The 20,371-nt window shown below is 69.4% G+C and carries 17 protein-coding genes and 1 riboswitch; all 17 genes read right to left on the minus strand.

Translation table 11 applies throughout. The features are described 5' to 3' along the window. Positions 1–84: 84 nt before the first annotated feature. Complete coding sequence (ahcY, locus tag HWX08_RS26905) at positions 85–1,503, minus strand: adenosylhomocysteinase (protein ID WP_069255482.1); 1,419 nt, start codon at positions 1,501–1,503, stop codon at positions 85–87. A 32-nt stretch (positions 1,504–1,535) separates the two neighbouring features. Beyond that, positions 1,536–1,650: riboswitch (S-adenosyl-L-homocysteine riboswitch) on the minus strand. Between the two features lie 79 nt (positions 1,651–1,729). Further along, positions 1,730–2,464, minus strand: coding sequence for an RNA polymerase sigma factor FliA (locus tag HWX08_RS26910; protein WP_069255481.1), 735 nt, complete (start codon positions 2,462–2,464; stop codon positions 1,730–1,732). A 23-nt stretch (positions 2,465–2,487) separates the two neighbouring features. Then, entirely contained in the window at positions 2,488–3,312 is an 825-nt protein-coding gene (locus HWX08_RS26915) for a P-loop NTPase family protein (RefSeq protein WP_174922502.1), read from the minus strand. Further along, positions 3,305–5,059: a flagellar biosynthesis GTPase FlhF gene (gene flhF, locus HWX08_RS26920; protein WP_175807098.1), complete on the minus strand. Its 1,755-nt coding sequence runs from the start codon at positions 5,057–5,059 to the stop codon at positions 3,305–3,307. The genes HWX08_RS26915 and flhF overlap by 8 nt, the downstream gene beginning before the upstream one ends. After that, positions 5,056–7,158 carry a flagellar biosynthesis protein FlhA gene (flhA, locus tag HWX08_RS26925; RefSeq protein ID WP_069255478.1) on the minus strand — a complete coding sequence of 701 codons (2,103 nt, stop codon included), beginning with the start codon at positions 7,156–7,158 and terminating at the stop codon, positions 5,056–5,058. The genes flhF and flhA overlap by 4 nt, the downstream gene beginning before the upstream one ends. Further along, complete coding sequence (flhB, locus tag HWX08_RS26930; RefSeq protein ID WP_069255477.1) at positions 7,155–8,354, minus strand: flagellar biosynthesis protein FlhB; 1,200 nt, start codon at positions 8,352–8,354, stop codon at positions 7,155–7,157. The genes flhA and flhB overlap by 4 nt, the downstream gene beginning before the upstream one ends. Positions 8,355–8,864: 510 nt before the next feature. Then, the gene (locus HWX08_RS26935) at positions 8,865–9,362 is read right to left on the minus strand and encodes a VOC family protein (RefSeq protein ID WP_107314414.1); all 498 of its coding nucleotides are present in this window, start codon (positions 9,360–9,362) and stop codon (positions 8,865–8,867) included. A gap of 172 nt (positions 9,363–9,534) precedes the next feature. Then, a complete protein-coding gene (locus HWX08_RS26940; RefSeq protein ID WP_174923196.1) occupies positions 9,535–10,779 on the minus strand; it encodes a DUF3443 family protein in 1,245 nt (414 codons plus the stop codon). A gap of 16 nt (positions 10,780–10,795) precedes the next feature. Then, complete coding sequence (locus HWX08_RS26945; protein ID WP_069255474.1) at positions 10,796–11,299, minus strand: DUF2844 domain-containing protein; 504 nt, start codon at positions 11,297–11,299, stop codon at positions 10,796–10,798. Positions 11,300–11,558: 259 nt separating this feature from the next. Further along, a complete protein-coding gene (gene cheZ / locus HWX08_RS26950) occupies positions 11,559–12,290 on the minus strand; it encodes a protein phosphatase CheZ (protein WP_069255473.1) in 732 nt (243 codons plus the stop codon). Between the two features lies 1 nt (position 12,291). Continuing rightward, entirely contained in the window at positions 12,292–12,687 is a 396-nt protein-coding gene (cheY, locus tag HWX08_RS26955; protein WP_011350601.1) for a chemotaxis response regulator CheY, read from the minus strand. Positions 12,688–12,754: 67 nt separating this feature from the next. Beyond that, positions 12,755–13,846, minus strand: coding sequence for a protein-glutamate methylesterase/protein-glutamine glutaminase (locus tag HWX08_RS26960; RefSeq protein WP_107314411.1), 1,092 nt, complete (start codon positions 13,844–13,846; stop codon positions 12,755–12,757). Further along, a complete protein-coding gene (gene cheD / locus HWX08_RS26965) occupies positions 13,843–14,568 on the minus strand; it encodes a chemoreceptor glutamine deamidase CheD (protein WP_069255471.1) in 726 nt (241 codons plus the stop codon). The genes HWX08_RS26960 and cheD overlap by 4 nt, the downstream gene beginning before the upstream one ends. Beyond that, positions 14,565–15,545 (minus strand): CheR family methyltransferase, encoded by a 981-nt coding sequence (locus HWX08_RS26970; RefSeq protein ID WP_174923194.1) that lies wholly within the window; start codon positions 15,543–15,545, stop codon positions 14,565–14,567. The genes cheD and HWX08_RS26970 overlap by 4 nt, the downstream gene beginning before the upstream one ends. A gap of 3 nt (positions 15,546–15,548) precedes the next feature. Then, entirely contained in the window at positions 15,549–17,522 is a 1,974-nt protein-coding gene (locus HWX08_RS26975) for a methyl-accepting chemotaxis protein (protein WP_175807099.1), read from the minus strand. Between the two features lie 37 nt (positions 17,523–17,559). Continuing rightward, positions 17,560–18,075: a chemotaxis protein CheW gene (gene cheW, locus HWX08_RS26980; RefSeq protein WP_069255468.1), complete on the minus strand. Its 516-nt coding sequence runs from the start codon at positions 18,073–18,075 to the stop codon at positions 17,560–17,562. A gap of 51 nt (positions 18,076–18,126) precedes the next feature. Further along, entirely contained in the window at positions 18,127–20,367 is a 2,241-nt protein-coding gene (cheA, locus tag HWX08_RS26985) for a chemotaxis protein CheA (RefSeq protein WP_175807100.1), read from the minus strand. Between the last annotated feature and the right edge of the window lie 4 nt (positions 20,368–20,371).

Here is a 20,371-nt window from a genome sequence, read left to right on the forward strand (position 1 = left end):
GGTTGTCGATCGGTACGATCAGTGGCCGCCGCCGGCCGCCGCAAGCGCCCGAAGGCGCACCGCGGCAGCCGGCGGCGCATCGGATCAGTAGCGGTAGTGGTTCGGCTTGAACGGGCCGTCCTTCTGCACGCCGATGTACGCGGCCTGCTCGTCCGACAGCACGGACAGGTTCGCGCCGATGCGCGCGAGGTGCAGGCGCGCGACCTTTTCATCGAGGTGCTTCGGCAGCACGTACACCTTGTTCTCGTACTCGCTGCCGCGCACGAACAGCTCGATCTGCGCGAGCGTCTGGTTCGCGAACGAGTTCGACATCACGAACGACGGGTGGCCGGTCGCGCAGCCGAGGTTCACGAGGCGGCCTTCCGCCAGCAGGATCACGCGCTTGCCGTCCGGGAAGATGATGTGGTCGACCTGCGGCTTGATGTTTTCCCACTGGTACTGGCGCGTCGACGCAACGTCGATTTCCGAGTCGAAGTGGCCGATGTTGCAGACGATCGCGTTGTGGCGCATCGCCTTCATGTGATCGTGGTTGATCACGTGGTAGTTGCCGGTCGCCGTCACGAAGATGTCGGCCTTGTCGGCCGCGTATTCCATCGTCACGACGCGGTAGCCTTCCATCGCCGCCTGCAGCGCGCAGATCGGGTCGATTTCGGTGACCCACACGGTCGCGCCCAGGCCGCGCAGCGACTGCGCGCAGCCCTTGCCCACGTCGCCGTAGCCCGCGACGACCGCGACCTTGCCCGCGATCATCACGTCGGTCGCGCGCTTGATGCCGTCGACCAGCGATTCACGGCAGCCGTACAGGTTGTCGAACTTCGACTTCGTGACCGAATCGTTCACGTTGAATGCCGGGAACGGCAGGCGGCCGTCCTTTTCCATCTGGTACAGGCGGTGCACGCCGGTCGTGGTTTCTTCGGTCACGCCCTTGATGTGCGCGAGGCGCGTCGAGTACCAGGTCGGGTCCGCGTCGAGGTGCTTCGCGATCGACTTGTACAGCGCGACTTCTTCCTCGTTGGTCGGCTTCGCGATCACCGAACGGTCCTTCTCGGCCTTCGCGCCGAGGATCAGCAGCAGCGTGGCGTCGCCGCCGTCGTCCAGGATCATGTTCGCGAATTCGCCGTTCGGCCATTCGAAGATGCGGTGCGAGAACTCCCAGTATTCGTCGAGCGATTCGCCCTTGAACGCGAACACCGGCGTGCCGGCTTCGACGATCGCGGCAGCCGCGTGGTCCTGCGTCGAGAAGATGTTGCACGACGCCCAGCGGACGTCCGCGCCGAGCGCCTTCAGCGTCTCGATCAGCACGCCCGTCTGGATCGTCATGTGCAGCGAGCCGGCAATGCGCGCGCCCTTCAGCGGCTGCTGCGCCTTGTATTCGTCGCGGATCTGCACGAGGCCCGGCATTTCGGTCTCGGCGATGTTCAGTTCCTTGCGGCCCCAGCCGGCCAGCGCCATGTCGGCGACGACGTAATCCTGGGAAGCCTTGGAATCGATAATGGCGTTCATCACGCCCTCCTTTCTAAAAAGTTTCTAGATTGGTGACGTGAGCGCCGTTCAGGAAGCGGAGCCGGCGCGGTTGTGCCGCACGACTGCTTGGTGAAGCCTTCCGAGCCTGGCGGACACAGGAGGTCCGTCGCAACGCTCCTCGGAAAACGGAGGGGATTGTAGCAAATCGGCGCGCGAAATGCGCATGCGCCGCGCGGCATCGGCGCGCGCGGGCGTCAAGAAAGGGTCAGGACTCCGCGCCGACCCACGCCTGTTCGCGCAGCCGCGCGCGCAGGCGCGCGACGGCCTGGCTGTGCAGCTGGCACACGCGCGACTCGCTCACTTCGAGCACCGCGCCGATCTCGCGCAGATTCAGACCCCGTTCGTAGTACAGCGACATCAGCAGCTTCTCGCGCTCCGGCAGCCGCTCGATCGCCTCGACGAGCGCTTCGCGCAGGTGCTCGTCGAGCAGCGCCGACAGCGGATCGGCGTGATCGACACGGTAGCGGTCGAGAAACGGCTCGTCGTCGGCCGCGCGGTCGAAATCCTCGTAGTAGATGAGCTGGCTGCCGTGCAGGTCCTGCAGCATCCCCTGATACTCGTCGAGCGGCATGTTCAGGTGCTGCGCGATCTCGGTCTCGGTCGCCGAGCGGCCCAGATGCTGTTCGATCTGGTGCACCGCGTGCTCGACTTCGCGCGACGTCTTGCGCAGGCTGCGCGGCAGCCAGTCGTTGCTGCGCAGCTCGTCGAGCATCGCGCCGCGGATGCGCTGCGTCGCGTAGGTCTCGAACTGCGCGCCCTGGTCCTCCTTGTAGCGGCCGGCCGCGTCCATCAGGCCGATCATGCCGGCCTGGATCAGATCGTCGAGGTCGACGCTCGCCGGCATCTTCGCGACGAGCTGCAGCCCCAGGCGCCGTACGAGCGGCGCATATTGCGCGAGCACGTCGGCCTGGGACATCTTTCCTTGAGCGTTGTACATCATGGCCCCTCTCCTTCCGATGGCGCTCACGCGGCGTGTGCCGCGCCCGCCTCATACGACGGCTTGCCGCCCGCGTGCACGGCGCGGCCCGCACCCGCGCCCGAGCGCGGGCGCATCGGCCAGTACAGCAGGTCGGCGGCAATCTGCCGGTAGTCGCGCGCGGCGGCCGACGACGGGAACGCGTCGACCGCGGCACGCATCAGCTCGCGCGCATGCTCGACGAGCGGATCGGCGCTCACGCAGCCCGCATCGGCGATCGATACCGCCAGGTAGCGGCTCGCGACGCCCGCGAGATTGTCGAACGCGACCTTCGCGTCCGCGGGGCTGCCGACGTGATTGGTCAGCACGCGGAACTGCGCGACCGCATGGGCGTAATGAAGCCGCTTCATGCACGCGTACGCCTCGGTGATCGCCTGCGCGGCGACCCGCGTGACGACCAGCACGTCGTGCGCTTCGCGCGCGAGCGCCGAGAACGATCCGTCGGCGCCGAGCTGCGCGTCGACGAGCACGATGTCGGACGGCCCGTCGATGAAGTCGCTCAATTGCGCGCCGGTGTAGCCGGCCCGCGCGAGCCGCGCGGCCGCGCACAGGCCGAAGCCGGCCGCGACCCGCGTGCGCTCGCCGTCGCGCAGCCATGCGCCCGCGAGCGTCGCGCTGGCCGAATGCACGTCGGCGCGCTCGTCGACGACGAGCACGTCCTTGCCGAGCGACGCGAGCGCCGCCGCCAGGTTCACGACGGTGGACGTGCAGCCGACACTCGCCGGCCCGCCCGTCACCGCGACGATGCGCGACGCGCGCCCGGCCAGCAGGCGCCGCAGCCCTTCGGCCTGGTCGATGGTTCGTTTATCCAAATCGCACCTCGTGCAGCTCGGCGGTGGAACGTGCGGTCAGTGCGGAAAGCAGCGTCGGCATGTCGTCGTCTTGCGGCACGAAGGGCGAGCCGTCGCGCGGTACACAGAACGCGCTCTTCAGCAGGAAGCGGGTCGATGCGACGTACAGGTTCTCCGGCACCTTCTGGCCGGTCGACACGTAGTGGACCGGCAGCTTGTAGCGGATCACCGTGTCGAGCACGCCGCCGAGGTGGGTCGCCTCGTCGAGCTTCGTGAGAATGCAGCCGGCGAGGTCCGGATGCTCGCCCGCGCTGCGATACGCCTGCACGACTTCGTTGAGCGTGTCGCCGTGGCTCGTCGCGTTCAGCAGCAGCAGGCGCTGCACCGGCGCGTTCGCGCCGTGCAGCATCGCGATCTGGTCGGACACCGCGCGGTCGCGCTGGCTCATGCCGATCGTGTCGATCAGCACGATGTGCTTGTTGCGCAGCTCGGACAGCGCGAGCGCGAGATCGCCCGCGTCCTTCACCGCGTGCACGGGCACGCCGAGGATCTTGCCGAAGATGCGCAGTTGTTCGTGGCCGCCGATCCGGTAGCTGTCGGTGGTCAGCAGCGCGACCTTGCTCGCGCCGAAGCGCATCACGCAGCGTGCGGCCAGCTTCGCGGTGGTGGTGGTCTTGCCGACGCCGGTCGGCCCCATCAGCGCGAACACGCCGCCGCGCTCCATCAGCGCGTCCTCGCTGTCGAGCACCGGCAGGTTCGACGCGAGCACCGACTGCGCCCAGTCGACGGCCTGCTCGAAGGTCTGCGCGCCGTCGCCCGCCGGCAGGTTGTCGACCAGCATCCGCACGAGCTGCGCGGAGAAGCCGGCGGCGAACAGGTGCTTCGTCAGCGCGCCATGCACGGCGCTGCGACGCTGGCGGTCGTGCCACATCAGGTTGTCGAACTGCGCTTCCATCATCCCGCGCAACTCGCCCAGCTCCTGCATCACCGTATCGTTGACGATCCGCTCGATGCGCGACTTCACCGCATCGGCGACCGCGGCGGCCGCATCGGCGGACAGGCGCGTGCGTTCGGCCGCCTTCGCGGCGTGCGTCGCACCCGGGTCGGGCGTGCGCACGGCCGCGGCCGGCATCCGGCGCTCGGCGTCGCGCACGATGTCGCGTGCCCAGTCGGGCGGCGTCGCGCTCGCGGCGGCCGGCGCGGCCGGCGCGCTCGCCTGCGGCACGGCGGGCGCCGCGTGCGCCCGGGCAATCAGCGCGTCGCGCTGCTGCGTCAGGCGCTTCGCGTGCTCGACCAGCCACGGCGCGGGTTCGGAGGTCGCGGCCGGCGCACCGGCGGCAGGCGCGGCGACCGACGGCATGTCCGCCGGCGCAGCCGCGTCGATCGAAGGCGGCGCGACCGGGTCGTGCGCGTCCTGCGCATCGGCGCTGGCGCCGAATACCGACGAGAACACGTCCGGCAACCCGCCTTCGCCTGCCGCATACGGATTGGCGACCACCGGGCGGGCCGACGTCGCACCCGGGCGCGCGACGATGCCCGGCACCGCGGCGGCCGGCACGGAATCCGGCGCGCGCGACGCGGCGATGCGCGGGCGTGCCGCAGCCGGCGGCGCCACGGCGGCCAGGTCCGAATCGGCGAGTGCGACGATTTCCACGCTGCCGTCATCGAGCGTGCGGTTCGACAGCACGACCGCGTCGGCGCCGAGCGCCTCGCGCACGAGACGAAGTGCGTCGCGGCTCGTTGCGCCGGTGAATTTGCGAATGTTCAAGCGGAACCCCCGATGACGTTAACGACCTTGATCGTGCGTGTGTCCGGCACTTCGGCATACGACAGCACTTTCAATTGCGGCAGGCTGCGGCGCAGGAAACGCGCGAGCATCGCGCGCAGCGCGTGCTGCACGAGCAGCACGGGCGGCAGCCCGAGATTCTGTTGACGCAGCATCGCCTGTTGCGTGCCGGTCAGAAGGTTGTGCGCGAGGCCGGGTTCGAGGCCCGGGTTCGCGCCGGTGGCGAGCGCCTGCGACAGCACGCGCTCCAGATTCGAGTCAAGGCCCATCACCTGCATTTCGCCGGCGCCCGGATACCACTGCTGCGTGATCGCGCGGCCGAGCGCGAGACGCACCGCGGCCGTGATCTCGAACGCGTCGCCGCGGCCCGCATGCTCGGACACGGCCTCGAGGATCGTGCGCATGTCGCGGATCGGCACGCCTTCCTCGAGCAGGTTCTGCAGCACCTTCTGCAGCGTCGTCAGCGAGATCGTCTTCGGCACGAGGTCCTCGACGAGCGACGGCGCATCCTTGCCGGTGCGCTCGACGAGCGCCTGCACTTCCTGGCGGCCGAGCAGCTCGGCCGCGTGCTGGACGACCAGATGGTTCAGGTGCGTCGCGACGACCGTGCTCGCGTCGACCACCGTGTAGCCGTACACCTGCGCCTGCTCGCGCATCGCGACGTCGATCCACACGGCCGGCAGCCCGAACGCCGGGTCCTGCGTGGCGGCGCCCGGCAGCGCGGCCGTCACCTGGCCAGGGTTGATCGCGAGCCACTGGCCGGGGAACACTTCGCCGACGCCGATCTCGACGCCCTTCAGCGCGATCCGGTACGCGTTCGGCCGCAGTTCGAGGTTGTCGCGGATATGGATCACCGGCGGCAGGAAGCCGATTTCCTGCGCGAATTTCTTGCGGATGCTCTTGATGCGCTTGAGCAGTTCGCCGTCGCTGTTCTTGTCGACCAGCGGGATCAGCCGGTAGCCGACTTCCAGCCCGAGCGGGTCGATCAGCTGCACGTCGTCCCAGGTCGCCTCGTGGCTGTCCGACGGCAGCACGGCGGGCGGCGCGATGTCGGTCAGGTCGCCGGCCGCCTTGCGGGCCGCCGCGCGCCGCGTCTGCGTGCGCGCCAGCCAGATCGCGCCGGCGCCGAGCGCGAGGAACGCGAAGTGCGGCATCCCGGGGATCAGCCCCATCAGCACGATGATCGCGCCGGTGATGTTCAGCACGCGCGGGTTCGTGAACAGCTGGCCGGTGATCTGCGTGCCGATGTCCTCGTCGGTCGCGACGCGCGACACGATCACGCCGGCCGCGGTCGAGATCACGAGCGACGGGATCTGCGCGACGAGGCCGTCGCCGATCGTCAGCAGCGTGTAGTTCGTGCCGGCGGCGGCGAACGTCATGTCGTGCTGGACCATCCCGACGATCAGCCCGCCGATCACGTTGATCGCCATGATGATCAGGCCGGCGATCGCATCGCCGCGCACGAACTTCGACGCGCCGTCCATCGACCCGTAGAACTCGGCTTCCTGCGATACGGCGAGACGCCGCTTGCGCGCCTGTTCCTCGTTGATGAGGCCGGCGTTCAGGTCGGCGTCGATCGCCATCTGCTTGCCGGGCATCGCGTCGAGCGTGAAGCGCGCGGACACTTCGGCGATCCGCCCCGCGCCCTTCGTGATCACCATGAAGTTGATGATCATCAGGATCACGAACACCACGATGCCGACCGCAAAGTTGCCGCCGACGAGGAAGTGGCCGAACGCCTCGATCACCTGGCCGGCCGCGTCCGGGCCCGTGTGGCCCTCGAGCAGCACGACACGCGTCGACGCGACGTTCAGCGACAGGCGCAGCAGCGTCGAGAACAGCAGCACGCTCGGGAACGCCGCGAAATCGAGCGGCTTCATCGTGTACATGCTGACGAGCAGCACCATCACCGACAGCGCGATGTTGAACGTGAACAGCAGATCCAGCAGCAGCGGAGGCAGCGGCAGGATCATCATCCCCAGGATCATGCAGATGAGGATCGGGCCCGCGAGCGCGCGCAGGTTGGTGCCCGCGAACGGGTTCGCGCGTTTGGCGAACAGGCCGGTGGTCGGGGTGCTCATGCTGCGTTCCCCGGCTGGCCGAGCGTGTCGTCGGCTTCTTCGCGTTCGTCGGCGGCGGACACCGACGCGCCCTTGTCGAGTTCGGCCGGCACGTCGAGATCGACCGGCACCGCCGGGAACGCGCCGCCTTCCGAACGGAAGCGCTTCAACTGGTAGACCCACGCGAGCACTTCGGCGACGGCCGAGTACAGCGAGCCGGGGATCTCGCGTTCGAGTTCGACGTTGTGATACAGCGCACGCGCGAGCGGCGGCGCTTCGAGCAGCGGCACGTTGTGTTCGGCCGCGAGTTCGCGGATGCGCGCGGCGACGAGGTTCACGCCTTTCGCGACGACCTTCGGCGCGCGCATCTCGCCGTCCGTGTACTGCAGCGCGACGGCGAAGTGCGTCGGGTTCGTGACGACCACGTCGGCCTTCGGCACGGCCGCCATCATCCGGCGGCGCGCGATCGCGCGCTGCTGCTGGCGGATGCGCCCCTTCACGTGCGGATCGCCTTCGTTCTCGCGATGCTCGCGCTTCACTTCTTCCTTCGTCATGCGCAACTTCTTGTTGTACTGCCAGATTTGGTAAGGCACGTCGAGCCCGGCGACCACCAGCATCCCGGCGACCGTCGTACCGCAGCACACGGCGACCAGGTGCAGCGCATCGGGCAGCGCGACGCCGAGCGGCTGCGTCGCGAGGCCGAGCAGTTCGTCCTTGCTGCGCCAGATCGCGATGCCGCCGATCCCGCCGACCACCAGCGTCTTCGCGACCGACATCCCGAGCTGGATCGGCCCCTGGATCGAGAAGATCCGGCCGAGGCCCGAGATCGGGTTGAGGCGGTCGAACTTCAGCTCGAACGTCTTCTGCGAGATCAGCCAGCCGCCGAGCGCCATCGGCGCGAGCAGCGCGGCGACGCCGGTGAGCGCGAGGATCGGCAGCAGCGCGGCGAAGCCTTCGAGGCTCGCGCTGCCGGCTGCCGACAGCATCCGGCGGGTGTCGAACGCGGTCGCGCGATCGAACGTGAACGCGCCGCGCAGCATCGCCTGCAGATGCCCGCCCGACGGGCCCGCGAGCAGCCACGCACCGTAGAACCCGGCCGAGAGCAGCGCGAACGAAGCCAGTTCGCGCGAACGCGCGACCTGCCCCTCCTCGCGCGCCTTCTCGCGGCGCCTGGGAGTGGCGGCTTCGGTCTTGTCGAGATCGCTCTCGTCTGCCACGGGGCCTCCAGTCGGGTACGGCGGAATGCCGCTTTCCAGTGACACCGATTATTCATGGACGCGTCAAACGCCGATCGGTCGAGCAAAGCCGGGAAAGGGGGGTATTTCGGGGAATCGGGCGGGCCCGGTGCGAACCCGGCCGGACGGGGGATGCGGCCGCGTGCGGCGCGGCGGAAAGACGTGTCGCCGGAGGCGCCGGCGGGGGCCGGTTCCGGACGCGGCGGCGGCCAGTGAAGCGGGGAAAACGCGCGGAAACGGGGAATGGCGGGGCACGCCCGCGAGGCGGGGGGTATGCCGGTCGTCGAGATCGAGTCGGTGGCGGTCGATGCCGCCGGCTGCGCCGGCCGACGCGATCCGGATCGAACACCGCGTACAGGGCCGCCCATCGCCTCCTCGACCCTCCGCGCGGTGCGCGAAGGCCGGCCACCGCTCCAGCGTCCGTACCCGCCGGTCACGGGCGCCCGCGGCGCCCGGAGCCCGTTCTCACACGCGGCAGCCGGCGCGCGCCCCCTAGCCCGCCGCCGCTCGCCGCAGCACGCCGAGATCGAGCTTCTTCATCGTCATCACCTGCGCCATCACGCGCTCCGTGCGCGCCGGATCGCCCGTCATCAGCTCGGTCATCTCGACCGGCACAACCTGCCACGACACGCCGAAGCGGTCGCGCAGCCAGCCGCACTGCTGCGCGCGTTCGTCGCCGCCTTCGGACAGGCGCGCCCAGTAGCGGTCGATTTCGTCCTGGTCGCGGCAGTTGACGACGAACGACACGGCCGGCGTGATCTGGAACGCGGGGCCGCCGTTCAGCGCGACGAACGCCTGTCCGTCGAGCTCGAACGCGACGGTCATCACCGCGCCCTCCGCGCTGCCGGACGCGTGCGCGCCGGCCTTGCCGTAGCGCGCGACGTGCACGATGCGCGCGTGATCGAACACCGATACGTAGAAACCGGCGGCCGCCTCGGCGTCGCGGTCGAACCACAGGAATGGCGTGATGCGTTGTATGCGCGGGCTCATGGCGCTGCCTCCTCGATGTCGTGCCGGCACGGGTGCCGGTATTACATCGTAGGCGCCAGGTCAGTACCCGGCAGCGCAACGGTCCGACCCGTCGTGCCGCACGCGGCGCGCGCATAAAAAAGGGGGCGATCGCTCGCCCCCTTCATCCTGCATCCGGCCGCGCCGCGCCGCGTCAGAACGCGACGAAAGGCTGCGCGCCGCCGCTCGCGGTCTTGTCCATCCCGAAGTAGATCGTCTTGCCGTAGAAGTGCGGCATGCCGATGTCGAGCCAGCTGGACGAACCGAACGGGCCCGCGATGTCGTTGAACGCGAACGTCGACGGGTTCGCGAACAGCGAATCCGCGTTCGTGACGGGCATCGATACCGCGCCGGCTGCGCCGTTCTGTCCGCTCAGCGTCGCCGAATAGGTGGTGGCCGCCGCCGGGCAGTAGAACTGCGTGTTCTTCGAACAGACCGTCTGCGACGAATCGTTGAAGAAGTACGCGTTCGAACCGGTATCGAAGAACGCGGTCACGTTGCGCCCGAGGAACGACGCACTGACGTCGCCCGTCGTGGTGGACGTCAGTACGGTCTTCCCGCTCAGGTCGGGCAGGCCGAACGTCAGCGTCCCGGTCGCGCTGGCCTGCCCGCTGTTAGAAATGCTCGGCATCGTCACGCTCACCCCGTTGCTGTCGGCGAAACGATGCACCGGGTTGGCCACCTGCTGCGCGATCGGCACGAGCGCGACCGTGCAACTCGCGTTGTCGCCGTTCGGGCACGCGTAGTAGTTGTTGTTCGTCGACGTCGACGTCGCGCAGGTGGTGCCGCAATCGACCGGCGCCGGCCCGATGCCGAGGATCCCGTTCGCGCCGAGCGCGCTCGCCGAATTGGCCGATGTGCCGCCGTTCGTGCACGAGCTGGGCACGTTCGTCGTGCCGAGATCGCCGATGATCTGTACGGGCAGCGAGCCCGCCTGCTCGGAGCCGATCGACAGGTCGACCGTGCGCACCGACCCCCACGTATAGCTCGACACGAACTTGCCGCACTCGGCCACCGGTGCGCCGCCGCTCGTCACCTGCGGGAGACTGCCGAGCACGCCCGACACCGCGCTGCCGACGAGCCGCAGCCCGTAGGACGCGGTATCGACGAGCACGTTGTTGACCACCTGGCAGTTCGACGTGCCCGGCGCACAGACCTTCAGGCTGATGGTCGGGATGTTGATCACGTTCGCGACACCGGTGTTGACGGTGATGACGGCCGTGTTGCCGGAATTGCCGTCGGAGCCGCCCGAACCGCCGTTGCCACCGTTGCCGCCGTTGCCCGCACTGCTGCCGCCGCCACCGCCGTCGCCGCCGCCGCACGCCGTCACGAGGACGGCCGTCGCCGCCGCGAGGCCCAGCACGCGCAGCCAGCGCTTGAATGTACGAGGAATTCTCAAGATCGCTCTCCCGCTGTCACTGGATGTCGGTGCCGGCCAGGCCGGCAGGCAGCGCCGCCGGCAGCCATGCCTGGCCCGAGAAGGCGCCCATGTGGCCGCCGGTGCGGATCACGAGGCCGCTCGTGTCGACGGACACCGGCGCGCGCCAGCCGCGCGCCTTGTGCGCCGCCTGGACGCCGGCGGTGTACTGCGGGAAATAGCTGCCGAGCAGCGACGCGAGATCGGGCATCGTCGGCCCCTGCCACGCGAGGCCGAACACGCTGCCCGCGGCCGACGTGTATTCGTGGATGACGGTGCCCGATCCGAGCGTGATCTCGCGGACGGTATAGGCGGCCGTGCTCGTCTGCACGCCGTCTGCCGACCGCATCGCGCGCTGCAGCGCACGCACGGTCGCGGCCTGATCGTCCGACGGCGGCGACATCGGCGCGCCGCCCAGTTCCGCGTGTGCGTGGACGCTCCACAGCACACCCACTGCAGCCGTCGCATGCGCGACGGTCCAGCCCAAACGTTTCAGCTTCACGTTCCCCCCCAGGGACTGGCTTCGTAGCCGGCGGCACGGCCATCGGGCCCGCGCCGCCTGCCAACATATGAAATCGTACGAATGACGCTCCGTTGCTGCTGACGCGTAGTATGCCTGCTGCGTGTGTCGAAGTGTCAATTTGACGCAGGACGCGCCGGGCTGCGCGGCACCGAGGGGGCGGGAACGCGGGGGCGGGGAACGCGGGGCGCATGCACCGGGCGGCGCCGCCGCAGGCGGCGCGCCGATGCATGCGGCCGGGTCAGAAGCCGAGGCTGGCGAGCAGGTCGTCCACCTGCCCCTGGTCCTGGACCACGTCGGATTTGCCTTCCGGCGCGATCTGCGGGCCGTTCAGCAGCGACTCGGGGCTGCCGGTCGAGCTCATCTGCTCGGCCGCGAACGCGGCCGCGGTGGCCGCGAACTGCTCGCGCCGCTCGGGCGCGATGTTCTCGACGAGCACGGTGAGGAGCTGCTGCTCGATCAGGTAGACCATGTCCATGATCTTCTTGATCACCTGCCCGGTCAGGTCCTGGAAATCCTGCGCGAGCATGATTTCGAGCAGTTGCGCGCGGGTCGCCGCCGTCGATTCGGGCAGCGTGCGCAGGAACGCGCGCGTATCGTCCATCAGCTCGCGCACTTCCGCGTGCTCGATCGGCGCCGCGTACCACTGCGCCCAGCGTGTGTCGAGCGCCTCGGCCTCGTTCTGGATGCGCTCCTGCATCGGCTTCGCGACCTCGATCGCATTCAGCACGCGCTCGGCGGCCTGCTCGGTCATCGTCGCGACGTAGCGCAGCCGGTCGCGCGCGTCGGGCACGGCTTCCGCTGCCCGCTCGACGTGCTTGTCGAGCCCCAGCTCGCGCATCGAATCGCGCAGCGTGCGTGTGACGTGGCCGATGCGCGCGAGGATGCGGTCGCTCGCGAAATCGGCGCCTTCGGCCTGGCCGTCGGCGCTGAACCCGGCGCCCGTCAGCGCGGCATGGATCGGCTCGTTCACGTCAGCTCCCGGCCTTCGCCATCTTGTCGATGATCTTGTTCAGCTTCTCGTCGAGCGTCGCGGCCGTAAACGGTTTCACGACGTAGCCGCTCGCCCCCGCCTGCGCGGCCGCGATGATGTTCTCCTTCTTCGACTCGGCCGTGACCATCAGCACCGGCAGGTGCGTGAGCGTCGCGTCCGCGCGGATTTCCTTCAGCATCGCGAGACCGTCGAGGTTCGGCATGTTCCAGTCGGAAATCACGAAATCGAAACCGCCGCCGCGCAGCCGCGCGAGGCCGGCCGCACCGTCCTCGGCCTCGTCGACGTTCGAATAGCCCAGTTCCTTGAGCAGGTTGCGGACGATCCGGCGCATCGTCGGGAAATCGTCCACCACCAGGATTTTCATGCTCTTGTCCATCGTCGTTCCTTTCCAGATTCGTTTCCGTCGGGACGCGTATCGTGGCACGCGCCCCGTGACATTCCATTCAGACGCGCTGTACGCGCTCACCCATCGTCGCGAGACGCGCCATCACGCGGCGGCTCATCTCGGCGAGCGGCACGATCTCGTCCGCGCCGCCGAGCGCGATCGCCTCGCGCGGCATCCCGAACACGATGCAGCTGGCTTCGTCCTGCGCGAACGTGTGGGCGCCCGCGCGTTTCATCTCCAGCAGGCCGGCCGCGCCATCTCGGCCCATCCCGGTCAGGATCACCCCGATCGCGTTCTTGCCCGCGTGCGTCGCCGCCGAGCGGAACAGCACGTCGACCGACGGGCGGTGCCGGTTCACCGGCGGCTCGTCCGACAGCTGCGCAATATAGTTCGCCCCGCTTCTCGCGAGCAACAGATGCGCGTGGCCCGGCGCGATATACGCGTGGCCCGGCAGCACGCGCTCGCCGTGCTCGGCTTCCTTCACCGCGATCCGGCACAGGCCGTTCAGCCGCTGCGCGAACGATTTCGTGAAGCCGGGCGGCATGTGCTGCGCGATCAGCACGGCCGGCGCATCCGGCGGCAGCGGCGTGAGCACTTCGCGAATCGCCTCGGTGCCGCCCGTCGACGCGCCGATGATGATCAGCTTCTCGGTACTGACGAGCGGGTTGTTGATCAGCGGCGCGGCCACCTGGCTGTCCGCCGCGCGTGCGACCGCCTGCGGCTGCGGCGCCTGGCGCACGCGCGCACGTGACGCCGCGCGGATCTTGTCGGCGAGCTTTTCCGCGTAGTCGAGCATCCCGTCGCGAATCCCGACGCGCGGCTTCGTGACGAAGTCGACCGCGCCGAGTTCGAGCGCGCGCAGCGTGATCTCCGAGCCGCGCTCGGTCAGCGACGACACCATCACGACCGGCATCGGCCGCAGGCGCATCAGCTTCTCGAGGAAGTCGAGCCCGTCCATGCGCGGCATTTCGACGTCGAGCGTGAGCACGTCCGGGTTGTGCTGCTTGATGAGCTCGCGCGCGACGAGCGGATCGGGCGCGGTCGCGCACACCGTCATGTCGGGCTGGCTGTTGATGATCTCGGTCATCAGGCTGCGGATCAGCGCCGAATCGTCGACGCACAATACTTTGATCTTCTGCACTGCGGTCATGCCTCCTGCTTTCTTGATAGGTTCGCCGCCCGCACGCCGCCGGCCGGCGCCGCGCCGCGCGCGCCGAACAGCTCGATGCGCGGCCGCGCCGGCTGCGGCGGAGCCGCACGCTTCGCCGCGAACAGCTCGACCTGCGGACGCGCCCGGGCCGCGCCGGCGCGCTCGGCCTCGCGGGCGAGCGCCGCTTCGCGCTCGGTCACGCCCGGCACCTGCAGCCGCAGCTTCTTCACCATCGCGCGCCCGTCGTGCGGCATGAACGCGACCTTGCGCGGATGGACGCCCTGCAGGTCTTCCGCCGTGATGCGGATGCGCTCCAGCGCCAGGTAGCGGCGCACGAAATCCGCGTTGCGGTCGCCGATGTTGATCGTCGTCATCCCGGCCAGCACGGCCGCCCCGCCGAACACCTTCGCCTCGAAGCGTTCGCGGCGCCCGCCGGCCTTGATCATCTCGTTGATCAGCACTTCCATCGCATACGCGCCGTAGCGCATCGATTCCGACGCGGCCGCGCCCGGATCGGCGCCGTCGTCCGGCAGCATGAAGTGGTTCATCCCGCCGATGCCCGCATACGGGTCGTGCAGGCACGCGGCGACGCACGAGCCGAGCACGGTCATCAGCACCATGTCCTCGGACGTCGTGTAGAACTCGTTCGGCAGCAGCTTCACGCCGGGACGGCCGAAGTGGTTGTCGAAGTAGCGATTGGTCGCGATCGGCAGGGCGCTCATCCACGCGCTCCAGATGCCGCCGCGGCGCCGGCGGCAGCGCGCGCGGCGGACGGCATCGCCGGCGCCGGCGCGCCGCGCGAGCGCAGGCCCGGTGCGGCATCGCGGGTCAGTTCGTACACGGTCTGCCCGCGCAACCGGAACGCCTGCGTCACGTACGTGAAGTTTTCCGAATGGCCGGCGAACAGCAGCCCGCCCGGCTTCACGAGCGGCTCGAAGCGCGACAGCACCTGCCCCTGCGTCGGCTTGTCGAAATAGATCATCACGTTGCGGCAGAAGATCGCGTCGAACGGCTTCGCGATCCCGTAGTCCGCATCGGTCAGGTTCAACTGCTCGAAGCGGATCATCGCGCGCAGCTCCGGGCGCACCTTCACGCGGCCGGCCTGCGCGCCGGTGCCCTTCAGGAAGAAGCGCTTGAGCCGCTCGGGCGCCAGGTGCTTGACCTGGTCGTACGTATAGATGCCGGCCTCGGCCTTCGCGAGCACCTGCGTGTCGAGATCGGTTGCGAGGATCGACGCGCCGCGCGCGGCCGATTCGCCGAGCGCCTCGATCAGCGTGATCGCGATCGAATAAGGCTCCTCGCCGGTCGACGCGGCCGAGCACCAGACCGATACCGGCGCCGGGCGCGACTTCACGAAATCCGACAGGATCGGGAAATGGTGCGCCTCGCGGAAGAACGCGGTCAGGTTCGTCGTCAGCGCATTGGTGAACGCTTCCCACTCGAGCGGATCGTCTTCCTGTTCGAGCAGGTCGAGGTAGTCGCGGAACGTGTCGAGGCCGCGCGCCCGCAAGCGCCGCGCGAGACGGCTGTACGCCATGTCGCGCTTGTGCTCGGACAGCGAGATCCCCGCGCGTTGGTGGATCAGCGCGCGAATGCGCGCGAAATCCGCGCCGGTGAACGCGAAGTCGCGCCCCGGCTCGCCCGCGCGAGGCGAGGCATCCGGTGCATCGGGTCGAAACGGCGCGCGCGCGTGCGGCATGGTTTAGAAGGTCTCCCAGTCGTCGTCGGACGCGCCGGCCGTGGCCGCCGCCGGCTTCTCGCCGTTCAGCGCCGGGCGCACGAGCGCGGGCTTCGCGGCCGGCTTGTCGGCCGGCGCGGCGGTTTTCGCGAGACGCGGCCCGTAGCCGCCCGCGGCCGTGCCGCCGGCACCCGGTGCATCCTTCTGCGCGTGCGCGCCGGCATCGGCCGCGCGCTTCGGTTCGCGACCCGCGCCCGCCGCGGCCGCAGCGGCGCCACGCGGCGCCGGCGCGGCGCGCCGTGCCGGTTGCGCGGCGCCCGACGGGGCCGGCAGCGCGGCGACCGGCGCCGCGTCGAAACGCGGCTCGGACGTGAGCGCCGACGCGGGCGCCGGTTCATGCGCGAGCGGCCGCGCAACGCCGCGCGACGGGGCGAGCACGATGCCGCCCGACACGCGCCAGCCCGACACGATCGCCTTCATCTGGCGTGTCTGCTCCTCGAGCGACGCGGCCGCGGCCGCCGCCTGCTCGACGAGCGCCGCGTTCTGCTGCGTGACCGAATCCATCTGGCCCACCGCGCGGTTGACCTGCTCGATGCCGGTCGACTGCTCGTCCGACGCGGCGCTGATCTCGCCCATGATGTCGGTCACGCGGCGCACGGCCTGCACGATCTCGTCCATCGTCGAGCCGGCGCGCGACACGAGCGCCGATCCGCTTTCGACCTTCTCGGCCGAATCGCCGATCAACTGCTTGATTTCCTTCGCCGCGCTCGCGCTGCGCTGCGCGAGCGAGCGCACCTCGCCCGCGACCACCGCGAAGCCGCGGCCCTGTTCGCCCGCGCGCGCGGCTTCGACCGCCGCGTTCAGCGCGAGGATGTTGGTCTGGAACGCGATGCCTTCGATCGTGCCGATGATGTCGACGACCTTGCCCGAGCTCGCCGCGATGTCCTGCATCGTCGCTACGACCTGGCCGACCACGTCACCGCCCCGCGTCGCGATGTCCGACGCGTTCACCGCGAGCTGGCTGGCCTGCCGCGCGTTCTCCGCGTTCTGGCGCACGGTGCCCGTCAGCTGCTCCATGCTCGACGCCGTTTCCTGCAGCGATGCGGCCTGCTCCTCGGTGCGCTGCGACAGGTCGGTGTTGCCGGTCGCGATCTCGCGCGCGCCGACGTCGATCGACTCGGTGCCGCGATGCACGGCCTGCACCATCGTCGTGACGGCGTCCTGCATCCGCTTGATGCCGCCGAACAGGCGCCCGATCTCGTTCGTGCTGAACACGTCGACCGGCTGCGTGAGGTCGCCGCCGGCGATGCGCTCGAAGTGCGCGATCGCGTCCTCGAGCGGCTTCACGATCAGCCCGCGCAGCGCGAAGCGGATCGCGATCACGACGACGAACGCGATCGCGATGCCGGCCGCGATCAGCCCGATCATCAGCGAGATCTGCGATTGCGTCGCGGCCTGGCGATCTTCCGCGCGCCGCTGCAGCGACGCGATCACGGCCGACGCGGCCTGGTCGTACGCGACGAACATCGGGCTGATCTTGGTATCGGCGACCGCGTGGTACGCGGCCATGTCGCCCGCGCGCGCGGCCGCGAATTCGGGCTCGACGCCTTCCTTCACGATCGTCGTGTAGCGCGCGGTCAGTTCGTCGACGAGCGCCTGCTCGACGCCGAGTTTCGGCGTCGACTGGAACGCCTGCCAGTTCTGGTTCGACTTCGCGTACAGCTCCTGCGCGCGGTCGAGCACCTTGGCCGCTTCGGCCGCGTTGCCGGCTTCCGTCAGCGACCGGAAGCGGTCGAGCGACACGCGCGCGCGCAGCAGGTACGACGACGTATCGTCGAGCGTGTGGATCGCCGGCAGGTCGACGTGCGCGATCTCGTCGAGCGAGCGGCTCGCGTGATTCAGCGCGTAGAGGCCGAGCCCGCCGACGGCGGCGGCCAGCGCCACGAGGATGAGTCCGACCGCCGTGAGCGTCGTGCGGATCGACCAGTTATGCAACATTGCAGATTCTCCCGAAATTCCTGCGCGCGCGGCGCGCTTACGCGCCGAGCGTCTCGATCAGTGCCATTTCACGGCTCGACATCAGCTTCTCGATGTCCATCAGGATCAGCATCCGGCCGTCGACCGTGCCGAGGCCCGTCAGGTACTCGGTCGTCAGCGTCGCGCCGAATTCCGGCGCCGGCATGATCTGGTCGGTCTGCAGCGTCAGCACGTCCGACACGCCGTCCACCACCATCCCGACCACGCGATGCGCGACGTTCAGGATGATCACCACCGTCTGGTGGTCGTACTCGACGCGGCCCAGATGGAACTTGATCCGCATGTCGACGATCGGCACGATGATCCCGCGCAGGTTGATCACGCCCTTGATGAACTCGGGCGCGTTCGCGATGCGCGTGACGCTGTCGTAGCCGCGGATTTCCTGCACCTTCAGGATGTCGATCCCGTATTCCTCGTCGCCGAGCGTGAACACGAGGAATTCCTGGCCCGTCGCGTCGCCATGTTCCGCGTCGCGGCGGCTGGTTGCCGCGTTCGCCGCGGCCGGATTGATCATTTGGACTTCAGCAGACACGTTTGCCCCCAATCGGTTGTATGGCGAGAGACATCAGAACATCGCGAGCTCGGCGCCCGCGCGGGCGCCGTGCATCGCACGGGTTTCGCGGTTCAGCGCCGCGACGTCGACGATCAGCGCGACGCTGCCGTCGCCGAGGATGGTCGCCGCCGAGATGCCGTGCACCTTGCGGTAATTGGTTTCGAGGTTCTTCACGACCACCTGCTGCTGGCCGACCAGTTCGTCGATCAGCATCGCGAAGCGGCGCCCCTCGGTTTCCATGATCGTGACGATCCCTTGCGTCGGATCGGTGCGCGCGTCCTCGACCGAGAACACCTCGTGCAGCGCGACGAGCGGCAGGTATTCGCCGCGCACGCGCACCACGCGCTCGCCGTTGCCGACCGTGTAGATGTCGTCGTTCGACGGCTGCAGCGACTCCATCACGAAGTTCAGCGGCAGGATGAAGATCTCGTTGCCGACCTTCACCGACATCCCGTCGAGGATCGCGAGCGTGAGCGGCAGCACGATCCGCGTGGTCGTGCCGCGGCCGGCCTGCGACGAGATCTCGACGTGGCCGCCCATCGACTGGATGTTGCGTTTCACCACGTCCATCCCGACGCCGCGGCCCGACACGTCGGTCACCGTTTCGGCCGTCGAGAAGCCCGGCGCGAAGATCAGTTGCCAGACTTCGTCGTCGCTGATGTTGTCGGACACCTGCATGCCCTGCTTCGCGGCCTTCGCGAGAATCCGTTCGCGGTTCAGGCCCGCGCCGTCGTCGCTCACCTCGATCACGATGTTGCCGCCGTGGTGCGCGGCCGACAGCACGAGCTGGCCGACCGCGTCCTTGCCGGCGGCGACGCGCTTGTCGACCGTCTCGATCCCGTGGTCGAGGCTGTTGCGCACGAGGTGCGTGAGCGGATCGATGATCCGTTCGATCAGGCTCTTGTCGAGTTCGGTCGCCTGGCCGAACGTGACCAGTTCGACCTGCTTGCCGAGCTTGCCGGCGAGGTCGCGCACGAGCCGCGGGAAGCGGCTGAACACGTAGTCCATCGGCATCATGCGGATCGACATCACGGCTTCCTGCAGGTCGCGCGCGTTGCGCTCGAGCTGCGCCATCCCGTTGAACAGGCGGTCGTGCAGCGCCGGATCGAACGCGCTCGCGGTTTCCGCGAGCATCGCCTGCGTGATCACGAGCTCGCCGACGAGGTTGATCAGCTGGTCGACCTTCTCGACGCCGACGCGAATCGAGCTGCCTTCGGCGCCCGATGCGGCCGCGGCGGCCGGGCGCGCGCGCTTGTCGTCGTGATGCGCGGCGGCCTGCGACGCGGCGTCGGCATGGGCTGGCTGGGCCGGTTGCGGCGTCTGAGCCTGCGCTTGCGCGGCCGGCTCCGCGGCTGCCTGCGCCGGCGCCGGTGCGGCCGGTTGCGGGGCCGCGGCCGGCGGCGCGAACATCTCCACGCGCGCCGGTGACGCGGCGGCGGCCGGTTCCGCCCCCGGTGCCGCTACGTCCTGCGCGGCAGCCGGCGCGGCCGGCGCCGTACCGTGCCCGACGCGGATCTGGCTTTCGTCGATCACGAAGCAGCACACGGCGACGATGTCGTCGGACGGCACGTCCGATTCGACCCACAGCGTCAGGTCGGCGCCGGCTTCTTCACGGCCGACGATCCGGCCGAGATTGCCGAGTTCCTCGGTGAGCAGTTCGCGATCCTTCGCGTCGACGCCCACGAGCGTGATCTTCAGGTGCGGGCCGCTCTCGCCCGCTTCGGCGTCGGCCGCCGGATGCGCGGCCGCGACGGCCTGCTCGACCACGTGGTCGGGCGCGCGGTCGCCGCCGGCGGCCGGTTCCGCAATCGGCGCGGCGGGAGCGGCGGCGGCGACCGGTGCAGCAGCCGGCGCACCCGCGCCGCTTTCGGCCTGCAGGCGTTCGAGCTTCGCGCAGATCGCCGCGGCGGCGGCCGCGTCCGGTTCGGCGCTCGCGCGGTAGTCGACCAGCTGGTCGGACAGCACGTCCTTGGTCTCGAGGAACGCATCGACCATGTCCTTGGTCAGCGTCAGCTCGTGATTGCGCGCGCGGTCGAGCAGCGATTCGAGGATGTGCGTCGTATCGGTCAGCGCGGAAAAGCCGAACGTCGCCGCGCCGCCCTTGATCGAATGCGCGGCGCGGAAGATCGCGGCCAGATCCTCGGGGTCGGGCGCGCCGACGTCGAGGTTCAGCAGCAACTGCTCCATCTGCGCGAGCAGCTCGTCCGCTTCGTCGAAAAATGTCTGATAGAACTGAGTGATGTCGAGAGTCATGCCC

Source organism: Burkholderia metallica (assembly GCF_902832845.1).
Classification (GTDB): Bacteria; Pseudomonadota; Gammaproteobacteria; order Burkholderiales; family Burkholderiaceae; genus Burkholderia; species Burkholderia metallica.